The sequence below is a fragment of the Streptomyces katrae genome (assembly GCF_000717655.1).
Classification (GTDB): Bacteria; Actinomycetota; Actinomycetes; order Streptomycetales; family Streptomycetaceae; genus Streptomyces; species Streptomyces katrae_B.
Genome location: NZ_JNZY01000037.1, coordinates 1 through 14,614, shown reverse-complemented (window position 1 = coordinate 14,614; position 14,614 = coordinate 1). Strand labels below are relative to the sequence as shown.

Genomic DNA, 14,614 nt, shown 5'->3' with positions numbered 1-14,614 from the left:
ACCGGCCGGCCGTGCGCGCATCACCCCAGAACGTGGGAGGGTGCGCGGCCGCGGCACGGCCGGGTCGTTCCGGTCCGGCCTCGCGGACCAAGGCGGCCTGCCCCGCGTGTGCCGCGATGCCCGCGGCCGCGGTTACAGGTCGTCCTTCGTCCCGAGGATGGCGGGGCCGCAGCCTTCGGGCAGGTTGGCCACCACCATCGCGAAGGCCTCCTCCAGGGTCGCCACCTCACCGAGAACGCCCTCCCCGGCGCGACCCGTGACCTGGAACCCGCCGGCCGCGAGCGGGTAGACGAGCGGCACGTCCTGCGAGGCGGGGTAGCCGGTGCACCGGCTGAGGCAGAGGATGCCGTGGCTGACTCCGGGAAGGAGCGCCCGCAGCCGCGGCTCCGCGTACGCGGCGCGGACCATGGAGGGGTCGATCACGTCGCCCCCGAACCCGAGGAACTCCTTCCAGCGTTCCGTGACGATCTCTGCTGCCTTCAGGGAGTTCTCGCTGTCCGTCATGCTGCGAGCTCACCTCCTCTTCGATTTGTCGTCGACGTTCGGCGGGTTCGGTTCGGGAATGTCGGGGCGGGGGACTTCGATGCGCTCGTTCCCGGAATGCCTGACGAGCGTCACGGGCGATAGGGTTCCGGCCGTCCCGCTCCTCCTGACGGGTCTGCGTAGCGGCAAGACCGGATCAGCCCGCGTCATCCGGCCACGACCAGTGCGCGTAGGGGGCCGCCGATCCGTAGCCAGGCCGCACCGTTCCGCTCCCAGACCGCCGAGCGGTCCTTGTCCAGGAGGTAGAGGCGCTCCCCGCGTGCGCCGAACGCCGTTCCGGCGTCTCCGACGCGCGTCCAGACGCCCGCGCGGTAGCGCCACAGGCCGCTGTCGGCCCCGTTGGCGGCGTACAGTTCCGACGGACTGGCGTACAGGGCGGCCGCCGGACCTCCGACCGGGCTCCACACGCCCGCTTCACCGCTCCACCGGAACACCGCGCTCCGCTCAGGGTTGAGCCCGTACAGATGCTGGTCCGTCACGACGAAATCGGCGCCAGCGGCCCCCGCGTACGACCAGGCTCCGCCCTTCCCCCCGTACGCGAAGATCCGGCCGTCCACGGGGTCGGTGGCGAACAGTCCCGCTCCCCCGCCGTAGAGACGTCCCGCCGGACCGCCGACCCGGGTCCAGGAGGCGTGCGCCCGGTCCCACCGGTGGACGGCGCTGTGGTCCCCGGCCAGCCGGTACAACTCCGAGCCACTGATCGCAAAGCCGGCGGCGCGGCCGCTGACGGTGCGCCAGCGGCCGGGAACGCCGCTGTAGCCGCGCAGGTCACCGGTCCCCGGATCGGTGGCGAAGACCCCGGCCGGGCCGGCGTAGAGCTCGGCCGCCGGACCGCCGATCCTCACCCATTCGCTGCCGTCGCCGCTCCACTGGAGAACAGCCGAACCGTCCTCCGCTATCGCGTAGACGCCGCTGCCGGTCGCGGCCGGTACGTCGACGGGTCCGCCGGGGGCGGTCGGCGCCGCGTCCGGGTCACCGGCGCTCGCCGCCGCCGGGGAGGGGGACGAGGTCGGTGGGGGTGCGGTGGCGCCCGCGGCGGGGGCACTCCGTGGCGGCACGCTTCCCGGCGACAGCGAGTCGGCCGGGGGCGGGGAGCCCGCGGGGGACTCCCGGGGGCCGCGAGGGAGGGTGGTCACGGGCACGGCCGCCGAGGGCGCCGTCCATTGCCGGACCTGCTCCAGGGAGGTGGCAGGTACGGAGAGGACCAGGGCGAGCGCGGTGAGCAGCAGCACCCGGCGCAGCCGTCGCGGATCGCGGGCGCCTCGGAGGATGCGGGAGCGCATCGGGAAGGCCGGCAGCTTCCGGTGTGCCCGGGCGGCCGGTACGCGCGATTCCCGGAGTACCAGGCTCCCGCTCACCGGTGCTGGATACGGATCCCGTAAGTGCCGGACCTCGTCGCGCAGAAGGGTGATCTGCCGCCTGCGGGCCTCTGCTTCGGCGCCGATCCGGGCCACGGCGTCCCCCAGGCGGTACAGGGCGGGAGGACGCGGCGCCCACAGGACGAGCTCCGTCCCCGGCAGGTGATCGGCGCGGTCCGCGGGCGTTGCGTCTGCGCGCCGCTCCACCTGCTGTGGCTCGGGTTCGGCGCTGACGGCCGGCCCGCCTTCGGCTCGGGCGATGGCGTCGTCGAGTTCCTTCTGGAGCCTGGCCGTCAGCCCCAGAAGGGTGCGTAACGCCTCTTCCGACTGGGCCAGTTCGGTGTCGGCCTGACGCCGGGCGCGCCGAAGCGTCTCCCATGTCTCCGGAGCGGTTTCCCTTCCGCCCTCCGATCGGGCCCTGCCGTCCTCGGCCGCGCACGCGGCGGCATGCAGTTCCCGGGCACGCCTCCACAATTCGGCGCGGCCCCTCTCATCGCGGACCCGGCCGAATACCACGTGTTTCAGGAGGTCCAGAGGAATGATCTTCGCTCCCGAACGGTAGTCGCTCCAACTCGTCTTTCCCGCCCCGTACGACTTCGCCAGCTCCCGGACCGTACGGCCCTCCGTCATGCCCCGCAGGAACACCGCCAGCGCATTCGCCTGGACGGTCTCCCCCTTCGGTTCCCCTTGCAGACGCCCCGCCCTGCCCATCCGTGCGGCTCCTCCGTGTCCGCGGGGCGCCCGGGTTTCCGCCCGCCCCGTTCCGGTCGACGTACCAGCAGATCAGGTGAGGCGTCGGGCTTTCCACTGGTTGTCGGACAACCTGACGTTCCATGGCTCGATTCCGCACGGCTCATCCGGCAAAGGAGGGACGCGGACGGCGATGGATCCGGACCTGTCCGCGGACAATCCCGATTGTCCGCGGCCGAACTGCGATTTCCCTGATTTCTGTGGACGGACAATCGGGCCGGCCGAAATCTGGGAACACCGGCGGAACCCATCCGCCGGAACAACCGGAACTCTGCCGAAAGAGACGAACACATGCGAAAGAAGCTCGCTCTGCTCGCCGTCGCCACAGCCGCGGTCACCGTGGTGACCGCCGCGACCTCGGCCAGCGCCGACACCCGCGTCATCAAGGGTGCGTACGTGTACTTCGACCCGTCCCGGAACATGTTCGGCATCGGCGACACCGAGGCCGACGGCCGCACCGCGTACCTGGACGTCAGGGTCAACGGCGGTCCCCAGCAGACGTTCGGGAACCACAACGGAAACGGCACCTGGCGCGACGTGTACGCCAACGAGACCGGCATCCGGGACGGAAACACCATCGCGTGGCGGGCCCGTGTCGGCGGCGGCGCGACTTCCGGCTGGGTGTACGAGACCGCCTGAGCCAGGGCACCAGCCCCCAGGCTCCGCTACAGCACACATGCGTAGCCGACGCGTACGGGAACTGGCTTCCCCACTGCCCCCCTGGCACTGACAGCCGGCCAGAGCCAGGGGCGCAGCGCTCATCCGGGGCGCCGAGACGTCGCCCCGGATGGGCGCTGCCGGGGATCCGGGCCGCGACGGAGGAGACGCGCGCGGGTGACGGACGCGGGGATCACGCCGGCGCGAGGTACTGCGGCTGCCGCCCTGGGTACCTCCTCCGGCACCCGCTTCAGGGCGCCGGAGCAGTTCGCATCGCGGCACTCGGCGTGTCTTTGATACCGGTGTGGAGAGGGGGCCCGGCATCCGAAAAGACGAGAGTGGGAGTCGGTTGTGGCGATGGTCGGACTTTTCTGGATCACTCCGGACGCGGCATACGTCGGCTCCCCGCCGGCCGCCGACGGGAGCTGTGTCCGGCTGACCGCCCACGGGCTGGAGGCCGTGGATCCCAACGCGTCCCGGTCGTGGGCGTGGGAAGGGCTGCACTCCGCAGCCCTCGTGCAGACGCCGGCGCGTCCCCGGCCCGCGGAGGGCCCGGCGCGCTCCGCTTGCCACTGCCGTGGGCGGGCGCAACCGCCCGCCGCGACCGACTGACCAGGCGCAGCCCGTTCGTATCGGTGGGGGGAGGGTGTCCCGGTGGTCGGCCGGGGCCCCCGCCGGGGAGCCGCCGCCTCACCCCGCCCGCCCGCGCCGGATCGCGCGCCCATTCCGCCCCTTCTTCCCGCTCCCTTCCGGGTGCGACGCCCCGTCAGGCCGGGGTAAAAGCGCGGCGTAGGCTGGGGGTTCCGTGCCACGGCACGTAAAAGCGGAATAAAGGAAGGCTGATCGTGCGAACTCCCCTTTCATGGCTTGCCGGCAGGTACTCGCTCGGAGCGAGAAGCGTCAGACTGGCCGCACTGGGCTCGGTCGTGGCAAGTATCGCGATCATCGTGACCGGTGGAATCGTCCGCGTCACCGGCTCCGGTCTCGGCTGCACCGATTGGCCCATGTGCACGGGAGAGACACTGGCCCCCACTGCGGAAATGGGAGTGCACGGCGCCATCGAATTCGGGAACCGGCTCCTGACCGGGGCGCTGTGCGCGGTGGTGGGCTGGGTCATCATTACCGCACGCCTCCAGGAAAAGCCGATGCCCGCGGTACTGCGCGGAGGCTGGGCGCAGTTCTGGATCGTCGTGCTGAACGCGGTCGTCGGCGGAGTGACCGTGTGGATGCGGCTGAGCCCGTACATCGTCGCCGCGCACTTCCTCGCCGCCACGCTGCTGCTCACCGCCGCGGTGTACACCTGGCACGCGGCGTACGCCGGTGCCGACGGTGCTGTGGATGGCGCGGGTGGCGGAAGTGACGACAGCAGCCAGGGCGGCGAGGGCGACCGGCCCGGCGCACCGGCCCCGCTCCCGCCGCGGTCCGCCGCGCGGATCCGGTCGCTGTCGGCGTCGCTGGTCGCAGTGACGGCCGTGCTGATCGTCGTGGGCACGCTCGCCACCGGTTCCGGACCGCACGCGGGTGACTCCTCCGACGTTCCGCGCATGCCCTTCAACTGGACGGCCGTGACGGTAGTCCACGGCGTACTGGCCGTGGCGGTCCTGGTCCTGGCCGGAGTGCTGCTGTCCGCGCTGTCCCGGGACGGCTTCGGTGCCGCGCGCCGCAAGGCCGGCGTCTTCCTCGCCGTGCTCCTGGGCCAGGGCGTCGTGGGGCTCGTGCAGTCACTGACGGCCCTGCCCTCGCTCGTCGTGATGCTCCACCTGCTGGGCTCGGCGCTCGTGTGGACGGGAGTACTTCAGGTGCACTTCACGGTCAAGAGGGCCTCTTTCGGTCATTCCGGTCCGCCGGGCGGCGCACCGCTGCCGCGTGCGCGGGGCGCCGCTACGCACGCCTGATCCACCCGGGGACCAGTGTATCTGCCATGTACTCGACAATTGGACTTCAAGATTCCGTTTCCGTTCGCGCCTCGGCTTCCGGCCACCACGGGCGACGGCATCGAAAAAACGTTCTCGCAAATCCCCGCCACCGCTTGTTAGGTTGAAAATCAATCGAGCGGAAGGGGGTGACACAAATGAACGACCACGAGGTCCTCGAGTACGAGGCGCCCGAAATGCTGCCCATCGGCGAGTTCTCCGAGCTCACGATGTGGTACGGCTGGGCCAGCAACGACGGTGAGGGCACGGCGATCATCTGATCACCGCGCGCAAATTCAGTTGGCTAGGGGGATTCCTTGAGTGCGTCATGGTTCATCGCTTTCCCGGAGAACGTCGATGACGCATTTCCGGTCCCCACCGGGCCGCCTGATAACACCGAAGTGCTGACGTACGCCTCGGGCCGGACATGGGTGGTCGCGGACCGCTCCCATTCCCGCCTGATTGCCGCGGAAGCCGGCGCCAGACGCCTCGCGCTGTTCGGCGAGACGAGCATCGACGCGGGGTGTCTGGCCCGCCTGCTGGCGCAGCACGACCGCGCCGCCGACCTGATGGCCGCCGCGCACGAAATCCCAGGCAGCTTCCACATCCTCCACACCGACGGCCGCTCCACCCACATCCAGGGCAGCGCCTCGGGCCTGCGCCAGGTGTTCTACACCCGTCGGCAGGACGGCTCGTACGCCGCATCCGACTCGGCCGAACCACTGGCCCGGCTGAGCGGTGCCACGCCGCGCATCGAGATGGTCGCCTGGGGGATGCTGCACCCGGGATTCGACTACGGACTGACCCACGGCACCTACTGGCACGGGGTCCACCGGCTCCCCGCCGACCAGCGGCTGCACATGACCGCCGACCGGGTCGAGTCCAGCACCTGGTGGCATCCCCCGGCGCCGGAGCTGTCCGTCGCCGACGGCGCACCCAGGTTACGGGCCGCCTTGGAGGAGGCGGTGGCCGTCCGGCTCGCCACGGCGCGCGGCCTCTCGGCGGACCTGTCGGGCGGAATGGACTCCACGTCCCTCTGCTTCCTCCTGGCCGGCCAGGGCGCCCGGTTCCAGTCCTTCGTCGAGCAGACCGTCGATCCCAACCACGACGACGCCCACTGGGCACAGATCGCCGCCCGGGAGATCGACCGACCCCTGACGGTCCTCGGCCCCGAGGACGTCCCGGGTCCGTACGACGGCATCTGGGAACCGGTCCGGGGACTCGTCCAGGACGTCCCCTACGGACTGGGCGAGCCGTACACCCTCATCCGGAACCGGGCGCGGAAGACCGCGATGTCCAGGATCTTCGCCGCCACCGGCTCCGACGTGCACATCGGCGGATTCGGCGGGGACGAACTGTTCACCATCGCGCCGTCGTACTTCGGCGACCTCTACGCACGCGCACCCCTGCGGGCGGTACGCGGCATCCGCGACCTGGCCCGGCTGAGGCGCTGGAGCCTGCCCTCCGTCCTGCGCGCGCTCGCCCGGCAACAGACGTACCAGGGCTGGTTCGAGGAACAGCTGGGCAGTCTGCACCTGCCCCGGCCGGACGTCCTGGGCCCCGGCCTGAGCTGGGGCCCGCAGGTCCGCGTGACCCCGTGGTCGACACCCGCCAACGTCGAGGCCGTCCGCGCGGTCGCTGCCGCCGGCGATGGCGGCCGGACACCGCAGGCGGACTCCCGCTCGGTGCACACCAGCATCGCGGGACACCGCATCGGCGGACAACGGCTCGGTCCGCTGCGCGCGCTGATGGAGCACCAGGGGATCACCCTGTCACTGCCGTACATGGACGACGCGGTACTGGAGGCCGCCCTGTCGGTCTCGCGGGCCGAGGCCCTGCCGGGCACGGGGTTCAAGCCGGTCCTGAAGGCCGCCATGCGGGTGGACGCGACGCCGGACTCCCGCGCGGGCGCGCTCTCCCGCTCCACCAAGGGCGAGTTCAGCATGTCGGTGCACCGCGGCCTGGCCCGCAACCGCCGCTCGCTCCTCGGCCTGTTCGAGGACTCGCTGCTCGCCGAGCACGGCCTGGTGGACATCGACCGGCTGCGCGCCACCCTGCGGGACACGATGCGCCCCGAGTACGAGACCAATGCGCTGGAGCTGACCATCGCCGCCGAGGCCTGGATGCAGGCCGTCGCGGCGGCCCCGGCCCCGGCGCCCGAACTCCCCCTCACGAACCGACGACTGGCCTCACCATGCTGAAGATCTCCCCTCACGTCGTACTCACCAGGACCGAGGACGCCGCGGTTCTCCTGGACAAGAAGTCCGGCACGTACTTCCGTATCAATCCCATGGGGACGGCGGTGTTCGAGATGCTCGCCGCCGGACGCACCCAGGACGAGGTCGTGAACGAGCTGTCCGCACGCCACCCGGCGGCCGCCGACCGGATACCGGGCGACGTCGCGAAGCTGATCGACACCATGCGGCGCGCCAGGGTGCTGGTGTGACGTGACACTGCCCATGACCCTGGAGCCACGCGCCCGGCTGCCCCTGCGCCGGCGGCCCCTGCCGATGCTGGCCGTTGTGGCGAGCCGCCTCCTGACCCGGCTGAGCCCGCACGCGTTGGAGCGGGTGCTGCGCCGGGCCAGCGGCGGCGCCCGCCCTGCCACCCACGCCGAGGCACTGGCCGCGCGCAGCGACGTCGTCTCCGTCAGCCGTCGCGCCGCCGGACCGTACTGCCTGGAACGCTCGATCGCCGCGGCCCTGCTGGCCCGACTGCGCGGCAGCTGGCCCGACTGGGTCTCCGGCGTCAGCCTGATGCCGTTCGCCGCGCACGCGTGGATCGAGGTGGAGGGCCGGGCGGTCGGCGAGTCCATGCGGCTGGACGCCTTCCACAAGAACATCGTCGTCTCCCGCGCCCCCCGCACGGAGCGGAGCGGCGGGCGAGACGAGCACACCTCCGAGAGTTGAGACGGACGGACACCATGGACACCAAGCGCATAGTGGAGCAACTGGCGAGCCGGGGATACGCCCTGGTGCCCGGCTTCGTGACGGGCGAGGCCCTCGCGCGGGCGCAGGCCGCGATCGACACCTATTTCCCCGACCCGGAGGCGAGCGGGAGCACCCCCGAGGAGGTCAACGCCCTCAAGCACGCGGTCCCGTTCCCCTTCACCAGCAACGACCTGAACCGGCACGCGCTGGACCTCCGGGTCATCGACGTCGTCGAGGACCTGCTCGGCACCACCGACCTGCGGCTGACGAGCTCCTTCATCCAGGCCAAGTACGGCACGGCGTACGGAGAGAGCCGGGACCAGACCCTCCACAACGACGCCTGGGCGGCCAGCAGCCTGGTGCACCCGCGTGCGGACGGCGTCTACCAGCGCGTGTACGGCATCCTCTACCTCACCGACGTGACCGTGGACACCGCGCCCACCTACGTCGTCGACCGCGCCGCGCACCTCGGGCTTCCCCTGCTGACCGACGCGGGCAAGGGCTCGTACGACAAGGCGGAGTATCCCGGCCTGTACGAGCAGGAGCGGCCCGTCGAGGCCGGGGCCGGCTCGCTCCTGCTGTTCGTCGGCGACATCGTCCACCGGGGGTCGGCCTACAACGAACGGCTCGGACGGCGGCTCGCGCTCTTCTTCAACATGCACGGTGCGCAGGCCCGTTGGACGGACAAGCACCTGTGGTCGATGCGGCCGGCCCACCCGAACTGGGACACCCTGCACGAGCTCATGGTCGAACTGGACCCGCGCCAGCGCCACCTCCTGGGCTTCCCGCCCCCCGGGGACGACTACTGGACCGACGAGACGATCGGGCACCTGGAACGGATGTACCCCGGGATCGACTCCGAGCCCTACCTGCCGCCGAGCCCGGTTCAGGTCCCGGTTCAGGTCCCGGCGCCGGTCGCCCGGTGACGACGGAGCGGTCCGGGTACGCGGGACTGGCCGTCGACGGGCTGCGCTACCTCGGAGAGGTACTGGAACTGGGGCGCGGCTTCGACGCGGCGGCCGAGGAGTCCGTCTGCACCCTCTTCGAAGGATGGGGCCACCGGGTCTCGCGGGACGTCGACGGCGGCGGGACCAGGCAGGAGGCCGTGTCGACCGCCCCGTTCGAGTACTCGCTCGTGCTGCGGGAGGACCGCGTCGACGTACGGCTCTTCTTCCGGCCGCTTCCCGAACGGGGTCCCGCCACGGCGGACGGGAGCTGGGAGCGCGGCGGGCGGACGCTGGCCGAGCTGGAACGGCGGGGCGTCGCGCGTCTGGAGCGGGCCCGGGAGGTCGCCGATCTGTTCCGCCCGCGCAGCGAGCGGGCGGCGTTCGGGATGTGCCTGGCGGCTTCGGTCCGCGCCTCGGGCATCGCCCGCCCCAAGGTGTACTTCGACACGCTGGCGGCGGGCACCGAACAGAGCCGGGAGACGGTCGGGACGGCGCTCGTCCGGCTCGGCCAGGGCGGGGCGTGGAGCTGGCTGCGGCGCCACGACCCGCAGGGCATGGCGCACCTGATGCCGGCCTTCTTCGCGCTCGACGTGGACGAGTCCCCGCACGCCCGGATCAAGTTCTACACCACGGTCGCGGAACGCTCGACGGCCGAACTCGAGGCACGCCTGGCTCCTTTGGGCCGCGGTGCGGCGGCTGCCGCGGCCGGCTTGGTCGCGGACGCCGCCCCGCAGGGCGGGGCGGCGCTGGACACGCCGGGGGTGCGCCCGACCCTGTGCTGGAGCATGACCTCGCGCGGCGGGAAACGCCCGGACGACGCCACGCTGTACCTGCCGTTCAGCCTGTATGCCCCGCAGCAGCAGGAGACGCACAGCCGGCTGCGCAGCAGGCTCGACCCCGTGCTCCTGGCCCGGGTGGGGCGGCTGGTGGGTGACCACGCCGCGGCTGTGGACGGGCCGGCGAACCCGTTCCACTGGGCAGCGGCCAAGCTGCTCCACGGCGGAGGGGCCCTCACCCTCTACACCTCGGCCGCGGCGGTGGAGGCGGCCCGGACGGCCCGGACCCCGGCACGCCCCCGCCCGGACACGCTTCCGGTCGCGACGTAGCCCCGTCGGGCGAGGCCACCGGCGACGACACCTGCCCCTGGTCGTCGGCGCACGCCTCACGCCGGCCGCGCTGCCGCCCGCCGACGAGGACGTCAACGACTGGCACCTGCTCCCCGGGCACCTGCCGTTCCAGCCCTGGCCGGTCACATAAGCCTGCGCACGCCCCTGCCGCAGGACGGGGAAGTGTCCGTGGGAGGCCGCGGTGGGCGGTGTCGGCATCGTCCCGGTGCGCCGGGAACCCGGCGAGCGGGTGTCCGAGCGCGGGGCCTGCCGACCGCCCGCGGCCGGGCAGCGCGCGGGCCCCGCCGTATGTGAGGCGGGTGCCGGGCGCTCTGGCCTGCGTGGGGTGAATCGTCATTTAAGATTCAAGGCGGCCGCGGGGCTGCGGCTCGTCGCTGTGCGTGGCGACTGCGGAACGGCAGGCCGACCGGTCGAGGGGGGCGGCCCGTGCCAGAGCCCTGGTCCGGACGGGGACCACCACATGACGCTGATCACGAAGATCCCGGGGAGTCGCGTGACCACCGGCGTGCGTCTCAGTGGCGTGGGGCACCCAGCCCTCGCGCCCACGAACAGAAGACCGCCAGGGAGAAGTGAGGTATGCCAGTGATCTGCGTCGGAGGCATGATCGGCATCGGCAAGACGAGTGTGGCCGAACTGCTCGCCAAGGAACTGGGCAGCGAAGTCTTCTACGAGAGCGTGGAAGACAACCCGATCCTTCCGCTCTTCTACACGGCGAGCCCCGAGGAGATCCAGGCCAAGCGCTACCCCTTCCTGCTCCAGCTGTACTTCCTGCAGACGAGGTTCGCCTCGATCAAGGACGCGTACAAGCAGGGCGACAACGTCCTCGACCGGTCCATCTACGAGGACTGGTACTTCGCCAAGGTCAACCACGACCTGGGCCGGATCAGCTCCCTCGAGATGCAGGTGTACGAGGGGCTGCTCAACGAGATGATGCGCGAAATAGACGGCCTGCCGTACCGCAAGGCGCCCGACCTCATGGTCTATCTCAAGGCGGATTTCGAGACGGTGCTGCACCGCATCGGGCTGCGGGGTCGCAATTTCGAACAGGACGAGAGCCTCGTCGAGTACTACCGGACGCTGTGGTCCGGCTACGACGACTGGGTCCACAAGCACTACTCGGCCAGCGAAGTCCTCGTCGTCGACATGAACCACACGGACGTGGTGAACAACCCCGAGGACGCGGCCCGTGTGGCGCAGGAGGTCAAGGACGCCCTGGCGGCGGTCTCGCACCGAGTCTGAGCTCGCCGTGCGACCCCGGCCCGGGCTTCCACGATCCCGCTGCAGCGCTCTCGGCCACCTCGCCGGGCGGCAGGACGGGCCACTGCTCGTCGTCGGCCAGCCCGGTTCCGGCAAGTCGGCCTTGGCGCGCGAGCTCCTGGACGAATCGGTCCGGGCGATCCGTCGACGGTGGTGGTCGGGCACCTGTGCCACGCGGACGACGACGACACGCTCCTGGGGCGGGGCCTCGTCGAGGAGTTGGTTTCGGCGCCCTGATGCGCCAGGACGGGCACTTCGCCGAGTTGATGCGCGCGGAGCCCACGCTGTCGATGGACCGACCGTGACGGTCGGTTCCGCCGCGCCGGGCGCACGTCCGGGGGATCAACATCGAGTCCCTGTACCTCGGGCGGGAGTCGGCGCGCTCGGCCTTCAACCGCCTCGTGGACAGCAGGAGGCGCTCGGTGAGGAAGCCCTCCGGGTACAGGCCGCGTTCGCCGAGGCCGTGTGGGCAGGCGGTCAGGTGGACCGGGCCCGGGACGTTGTTGCGGGCATGAACCCTCCGGGAGGGGGACGCTTCGGATACCCCTTCGTGGAGAGCGGCGCGTTAGCCCTCAAGGTCGAGACACAGGCAGCCGCCGCCTGCGGATTCCTCGGCCCGGTCGCCGAGGGCCTGGGCGAACTTCCGTCCGACGCACCGCACTTGGCCTCCTTCATTGCCCTGCGCGCGCCCGAAACGCCGTACGGGCGCGAGCCGGACGACCTGCGCAGGATCGTCCTCGCTCTGGCCCCCTGCTGTAGGGGCGACGTCGACGCGGCACTCGGCCTGTGCGCCACACTCGTGGACGTCGCGCCGGAAGCCGCCGACACCGTCCACCGTAAGGTCCTGCCGCGAAGCTCGGGGACGGCCTTGCGGCAATCCCCGCTCCGGACGTTCGCGACCGGGCCCCGACGGGCGGCGGAGGCGGGCCGGCGGGACTCGGAGGAGAATGGGGAGCAGCTCACGGAGGGTCATGCTTCCCCTTGCCCCATGGGCCGGCCGCTCGCTGACCGCGGTGCTGTTGAGCACGGTGTTCGCGTGGGGCGTGCCCGTTGCTTCTCCTGCTGCCGCCCCGCCGGTCCGGGCCCCTGCAGCACGGTCCATCACGCTCGATCCGTCCCAGGGCGCGCCGGGGAGCAGGGTGGGGGTCCACGGCTACGGGTTCGACAACTGCACGAGGGCGGGCCTCGCGCCCGAGCCGCGTCCTGCCGAGGCCGCCGAGATCCGCGTCTCCTGGGAGGGCGCCGAAAATCCGAGCTTCGTCACGGCCGACGCCGACGGGGAGTTCGAGACGGCCGTCGCGGTTCCGTCCGATGCGACTCCGGGCAGTTACAAGGTCACCGCGCTCTGCACGGTCAACTCGAAGCTCAAGGCGACCGCCGACTTCCAAGTGACACCAGAGCCCGGGCCGACGTCCCTGACATTGGACCCGGCCGAGGGTGCCGTACGGACGTCGGTCGCCGTGACCGGCTCCGGGTTCGACGGCTGCACCGCGGACCGCGGCGAGGCGGGTACGGTCACGCTGACGTGGGACGGCAGTCCGCTCCCGGATGTCACGCCGGCGGAGATCACGGTGGACGGCGGCGCGTTCACGGCCGAGTTCGCCGTTCCGTCCGACGCAGACGCCACGGATCACACGGTCACCGCAACCTGCGCCGGGTACGAGCAGGTTTATGCCGGGCAGCGGTTCACGGTGACCGCTGCGCCCGGTCCGCAGCCGGAGGTGACGCTCGATCCCCCCTCGTTGCCGTTCGGTGGCGGGTCCGTGGCCGTATCCGGTTCGGGATTCGACTGCCCGGAGGTGGCGTTGTCGTGGGAGGGCGAGCAGTGGGGCACGGTGGCTCCCGCCGAGGACGGCACCTTCGACACCGGGTTCGACGTGACGCCCGATACGGGCGAGGCCTCGTACACCGTACGGGCCGAGTGCACGGATGACACGGGTGCGGGCGCCGAGGCGGCGTTCGCGGTGACCGGCGCCGGTCCGGTCCCACCCACCCCGACGCCTCCGACCCCGACCCCGACGCCGTCCACGCCGACCCCGACCCCGAGCCCCGAACCCGCCCCCGTCACGGTTCCCGTCGGCCTGCTGGTCGGTTCGGTCCTGCTCGGCGCGGCCCTGCTGGCCCTCGCGGGATCCGCATACCTCAGCCACCGCCACCGCGGGCCGCGCTGGGTCCACGACCACGTCAGCTCCCGGCTGCGACCCGCCCCCGCGGCGACGGACGTGGCCGAGCCCTCCGAGACCGGCCCGCCGACCCGCTCCGTACGGCTGGAACCGCACCCGGACCCGGGTGACCAGACGCTGAAGGAGGAGGACTCATGACCACGGCCCCCGTCGTCGAGCCCCTCACCGTCCGGGACCTGCTGCTCGGCCCCCAGGGCCGGGGCTCCGAAGCACTCGCCGACTCCCTCCAGGCCCACGGTGCGGTGACGGGCCTCCTCCCGGGCGTGCACCGCCTGAACACCGCGGCCGAGCGGGCCGTGGGGCGCGAGCTGGCCAGCGTCGTCAACGGCTTCCTCGACCTCGACCTCGTCTCCCTGGTGGCTTCGGGCTGGTCCAAGCACGAAGCCCTCAAGGAGGCGGCGCGGAGCACGCGCCGGTATCCCGGCAGCGAGGAGGTCGTCGCCCTGGCCACCCACACCATCAGCTCCGCGCATCACCCGTCGGTGGACCTCCTCGTGGACGGCGCGCCGGCCGCCACCGTCCTCGTGAACCTCAGCGTCCTCTTCCGGATCAGCGGACTCGTCGGGGTCGTCCGCGAAGGCCTGCTCGTCGCCGTCCGCAGCGGGCAGTGCGCGGTGGAGGGCAAGCTCGCGGTGCGGGACGTCGTGGTCGCCTCTCGCGAGGGGCGGCTGGACCTCCCCGCCGCGCTGCGCCTGCGCGAGCCGATCGATCTGCTGCGGCACCGGCCGCCGCTCCCGCCCACGGCACCGCCCCCGCCGCCACTCGGTCCACCCCCGCCACCACTTCCGCCGGTTCATTGGGGGCGCAGGTAGACCCCGGGCCGCTTCACGCTGCCCAAGGCGAGGCCCGGCGGCCGGCGCCGTGCGCGGTGGACGGGTGGGCGCGCGAAGACGCCCGGCCGGGAGGTCCCGGCCGGGCGTCTTCGTGTGTCTGCTGTCCGCTGGTGGCT

The 14,614-nt window shown here is 72.0% G+C and carries 14 protein-coding genes; 11 read left to right on the top strand and 3 right to left on the bottom strand.

What is annotated here, in order from left to right:
- Positions 1-132: 132 nt before the first annotated feature.
- Both IF09_RS40930 and IF09_RS0131635 read right to left on the bottom strand, forming a co-directional pair.
- Entirely contained in the window at positions 133-504 is a 372-nt protein-coding gene (locus IF09_RS40930; protein ID WP_030301612.1) for a DUF6193 family natural product biosynthesis protein, read from the bottom strand.
- A gap of 185 nt (positions 505-689) precedes the next feature.
- A complete protein-coding gene (locus tag IF09_RS0131635; RefSeq protein WP_030301610.1) occupies positions 690-2,612 on the bottom strand; it encodes a hypothetical protein in 1,923 nt (640 codons plus the stop codon).
- Between the two features lie 330 nt (positions 2,613-2,942).
- Between IF09_RS0131635 and IF09_RS0131630 the strand changes: the two genes are divergently transcribed.
- The 9 genes from IF09_RS0131630 to IF09_RS0131590 all read left to right on the top strand — a co-directional run bounded on the left by IF09_RS0131630 (position 2,943) and on the right by IF09_RS0131590 (position 11,464).
- Entirely contained in the window at positions 2,943-3,290 is a 348-nt protein-coding gene (locus IF09_RS0131630; RefSeq protein WP_030301607.1) for a hypothetical protein, read from the top strand.
- Positions 3,291-4,153: 863 nt separating this feature from the next.
- Positions 4,154-5,203, top strand: coding sequence for a COX15/CtaA family protein (locus IF09_RS0131625; RefSeq protein WP_267882190.1), 1,050 nt, complete (start codon positions 4,154-4,156; stop codon positions 5,201-5,203).
- Between the two features lie 176 nt (positions 5,204-5,379).
- Complete coding sequence (locus tag IF09_RS45945) at positions 5,380-5,502, top strand: lasso RiPP family leader peptide-containing protein (protein ID WP_158710096.1); 123 nt, start codon at positions 5,380-5,382, stop codon at positions 5,500-5,502.
- Positions 5,503-5,622: 120 nt separating this feature from the next.
- On the top strand, positions 5,623-7,422 hold the full coding sequence (locus IF09_RS0131615; protein ID WP_030301604.1) for an asparagine synthase-related protein: 1,800 nt from the start codon (positions 5,623-5,625) through the stop codon (positions 7,420-7,422).
- Complete coding sequence (locus IF09_RS0131610) at positions 7,416-7,667, top strand: lasso peptide biosynthesis PqqD family chaperone (protein ID WP_030301602.1); 252 nt, start codon at positions 7,416-7,418, stop codon at positions 7,665-7,667. Before IF09_RS0131615 ends, IF09_RS0131610 begins: the two co-directional genes overlap by 7 nt.
- Before the next feature lies 1 nt (position 7,668).
- Positions 7,669-8,130, top strand: a complete 462-nt coding sequence (locus IF09_RS0131605; protein WP_030301601.1) for a lasso peptide biosynthesis B2 protein — start codon at positions 7,669-7,671, stop codon at positions 8,128-8,130.
- Positions 8,131-8,144: 14 nt separating this feature from the next.
- The gene (locus tag IF09_RS0131600; RefSeq protein WP_030301599.1) at positions 8,145-9,077 is read left to right on the top strand and encodes a phytanoyl-CoA dioxygenase family protein; all 933 of its coding nucleotides are present in this window, start codon (positions 8,145-8,147) and stop codon (positions 9,075-9,077) included.
- Positions 9,074-10,204, top strand: coding sequence for a hypothetical protein (locus IF09_RS0131595; protein ID WP_030301592.1), 1,131 nt, complete (start codon positions 9,074-9,076; stop codon positions 10,202-10,204). The genes IF09_RS0131600 and IF09_RS0131595 overlap by 4 nt, the downstream gene beginning before the upstream one ends.
- A gap of 597 nt (positions 10,205-10,801) precedes the next feature.
- Positions 10,802-11,464, top strand: a complete 663-nt coding sequence (locus IF09_RS0131590) for a deoxynucleoside kinase (RefSeq protein ID WP_030301591.1) — start codon at positions 10,802-10,804, stop codon at positions 11,462-11,464.
- Positions 11,465-12,047: 583 nt separating this feature from the next.
- On the opposite strand, the gene IF09_RS45940 is transcribed toward IF09_RS0131590, so the two are convergent.
- Entirely contained in the window at positions 12,048-12,317 is a 270-nt protein-coding gene (locus IF09_RS45940) for a hypothetical protein (protein ID WP_158710095.1), read from the bottom strand.
- A gap of 136 nt (positions 12,318-12,453) precedes the next feature.
- Here IF09_RS45940 and IF09_RS0131575 point away from each other — a divergent pair, with 136 nt between their 5' ends.
- Positions 12,454-13,803, top strand: coding sequence for a hypothetical protein (locus IF09_RS0131575; RefSeq protein ID WP_158710094.1), 1,350 nt, complete (start codon positions 12,454-12,456; stop codon positions 13,801-13,803).
- The gene (locus IF09_RS0131570) at positions 13,800-14,477 is read left to right on the top strand and encodes a hypothetical protein (protein WP_030301589.1); all 678 of its coding nucleotides are present in this window, start codon (positions 13,800-13,802) and stop codon (positions 14,475-14,477) included. The genes IF09_RS0131575 and IF09_RS0131570 overlap by 4 nt, the downstream gene beginning before the upstream one ends.
- The last annotated feature ends 137 nt before the right edge of the window (positions 14,478-14,614 follow it).

Excerpts from the sequence above, each read along its gene's own strand:
- IF09_RS40930 (WP_030301612.1), bottom strand. The coding sequence starts at position 504 with ATGACGGACAGCGAGAACTCCCTGAAGGCAGCAGAGATCGTCACGGAA.
- IF09_RS0131635 (WP_030301610.1), bottom strand. The coding sequence starts at position 2,612 with ATGGGCAGGGCGGGGCGTCTGCAAGGGGAACCGAAGGGGGAGACCGTC.
- IF09_RS0131630 (WP_030301607.1), top strand. The coding sequence starts at position 2,943 with ATGCGAAAGAAGCTCGCTCTGCTCGCCGTCGCCACAGCCGCGGTCACC.
- IF09_RS45945 (WP_158710096.1), top strand. The coding sequence starts at position 5,380 with ATGAACGACCACGAGGTCCTCGAGTACGAGGCGCCCGAAATGCTGCCC.
- IF09_RS0131610 (WP_030301602.1), top strand. The coding sequence starts at position 7,416 with ATGCTGAAGATCTCCCCTCACGTCGTACTCACCAGGACCGAGGACGCC.
- IF09_RS0131600 (WP_030301599.1), top strand. The coding sequence starts at position 8,145 with ATGGACACCAAGCGCATAGTGGAGCAACTGGCGAGCCGGGGATACGCC.
- IF09_RS0131590 (WP_030301591.1), top strand. The coding sequence starts at position 10,802 with ATGCCAGTGATCTGCGTCGGAGGCATGATCGGCATCGGCAAGACGAGT.
- IF09_RS0131575 (WP_158710094.1), top strand. The coding sequence starts at position 12,454 with ATGCTTCCCCTTGCCCCATGGGCCGGCCGCTCGCTGACCGCGGTGCTG.
- IF09_RS0131570 (WP_030301589.1), top strand. The coding sequence starts at position 13,800 with ATGACCACGGCCCCCGTCGTCGAGCCCCTCACCGTCCGGGACCTGCTG.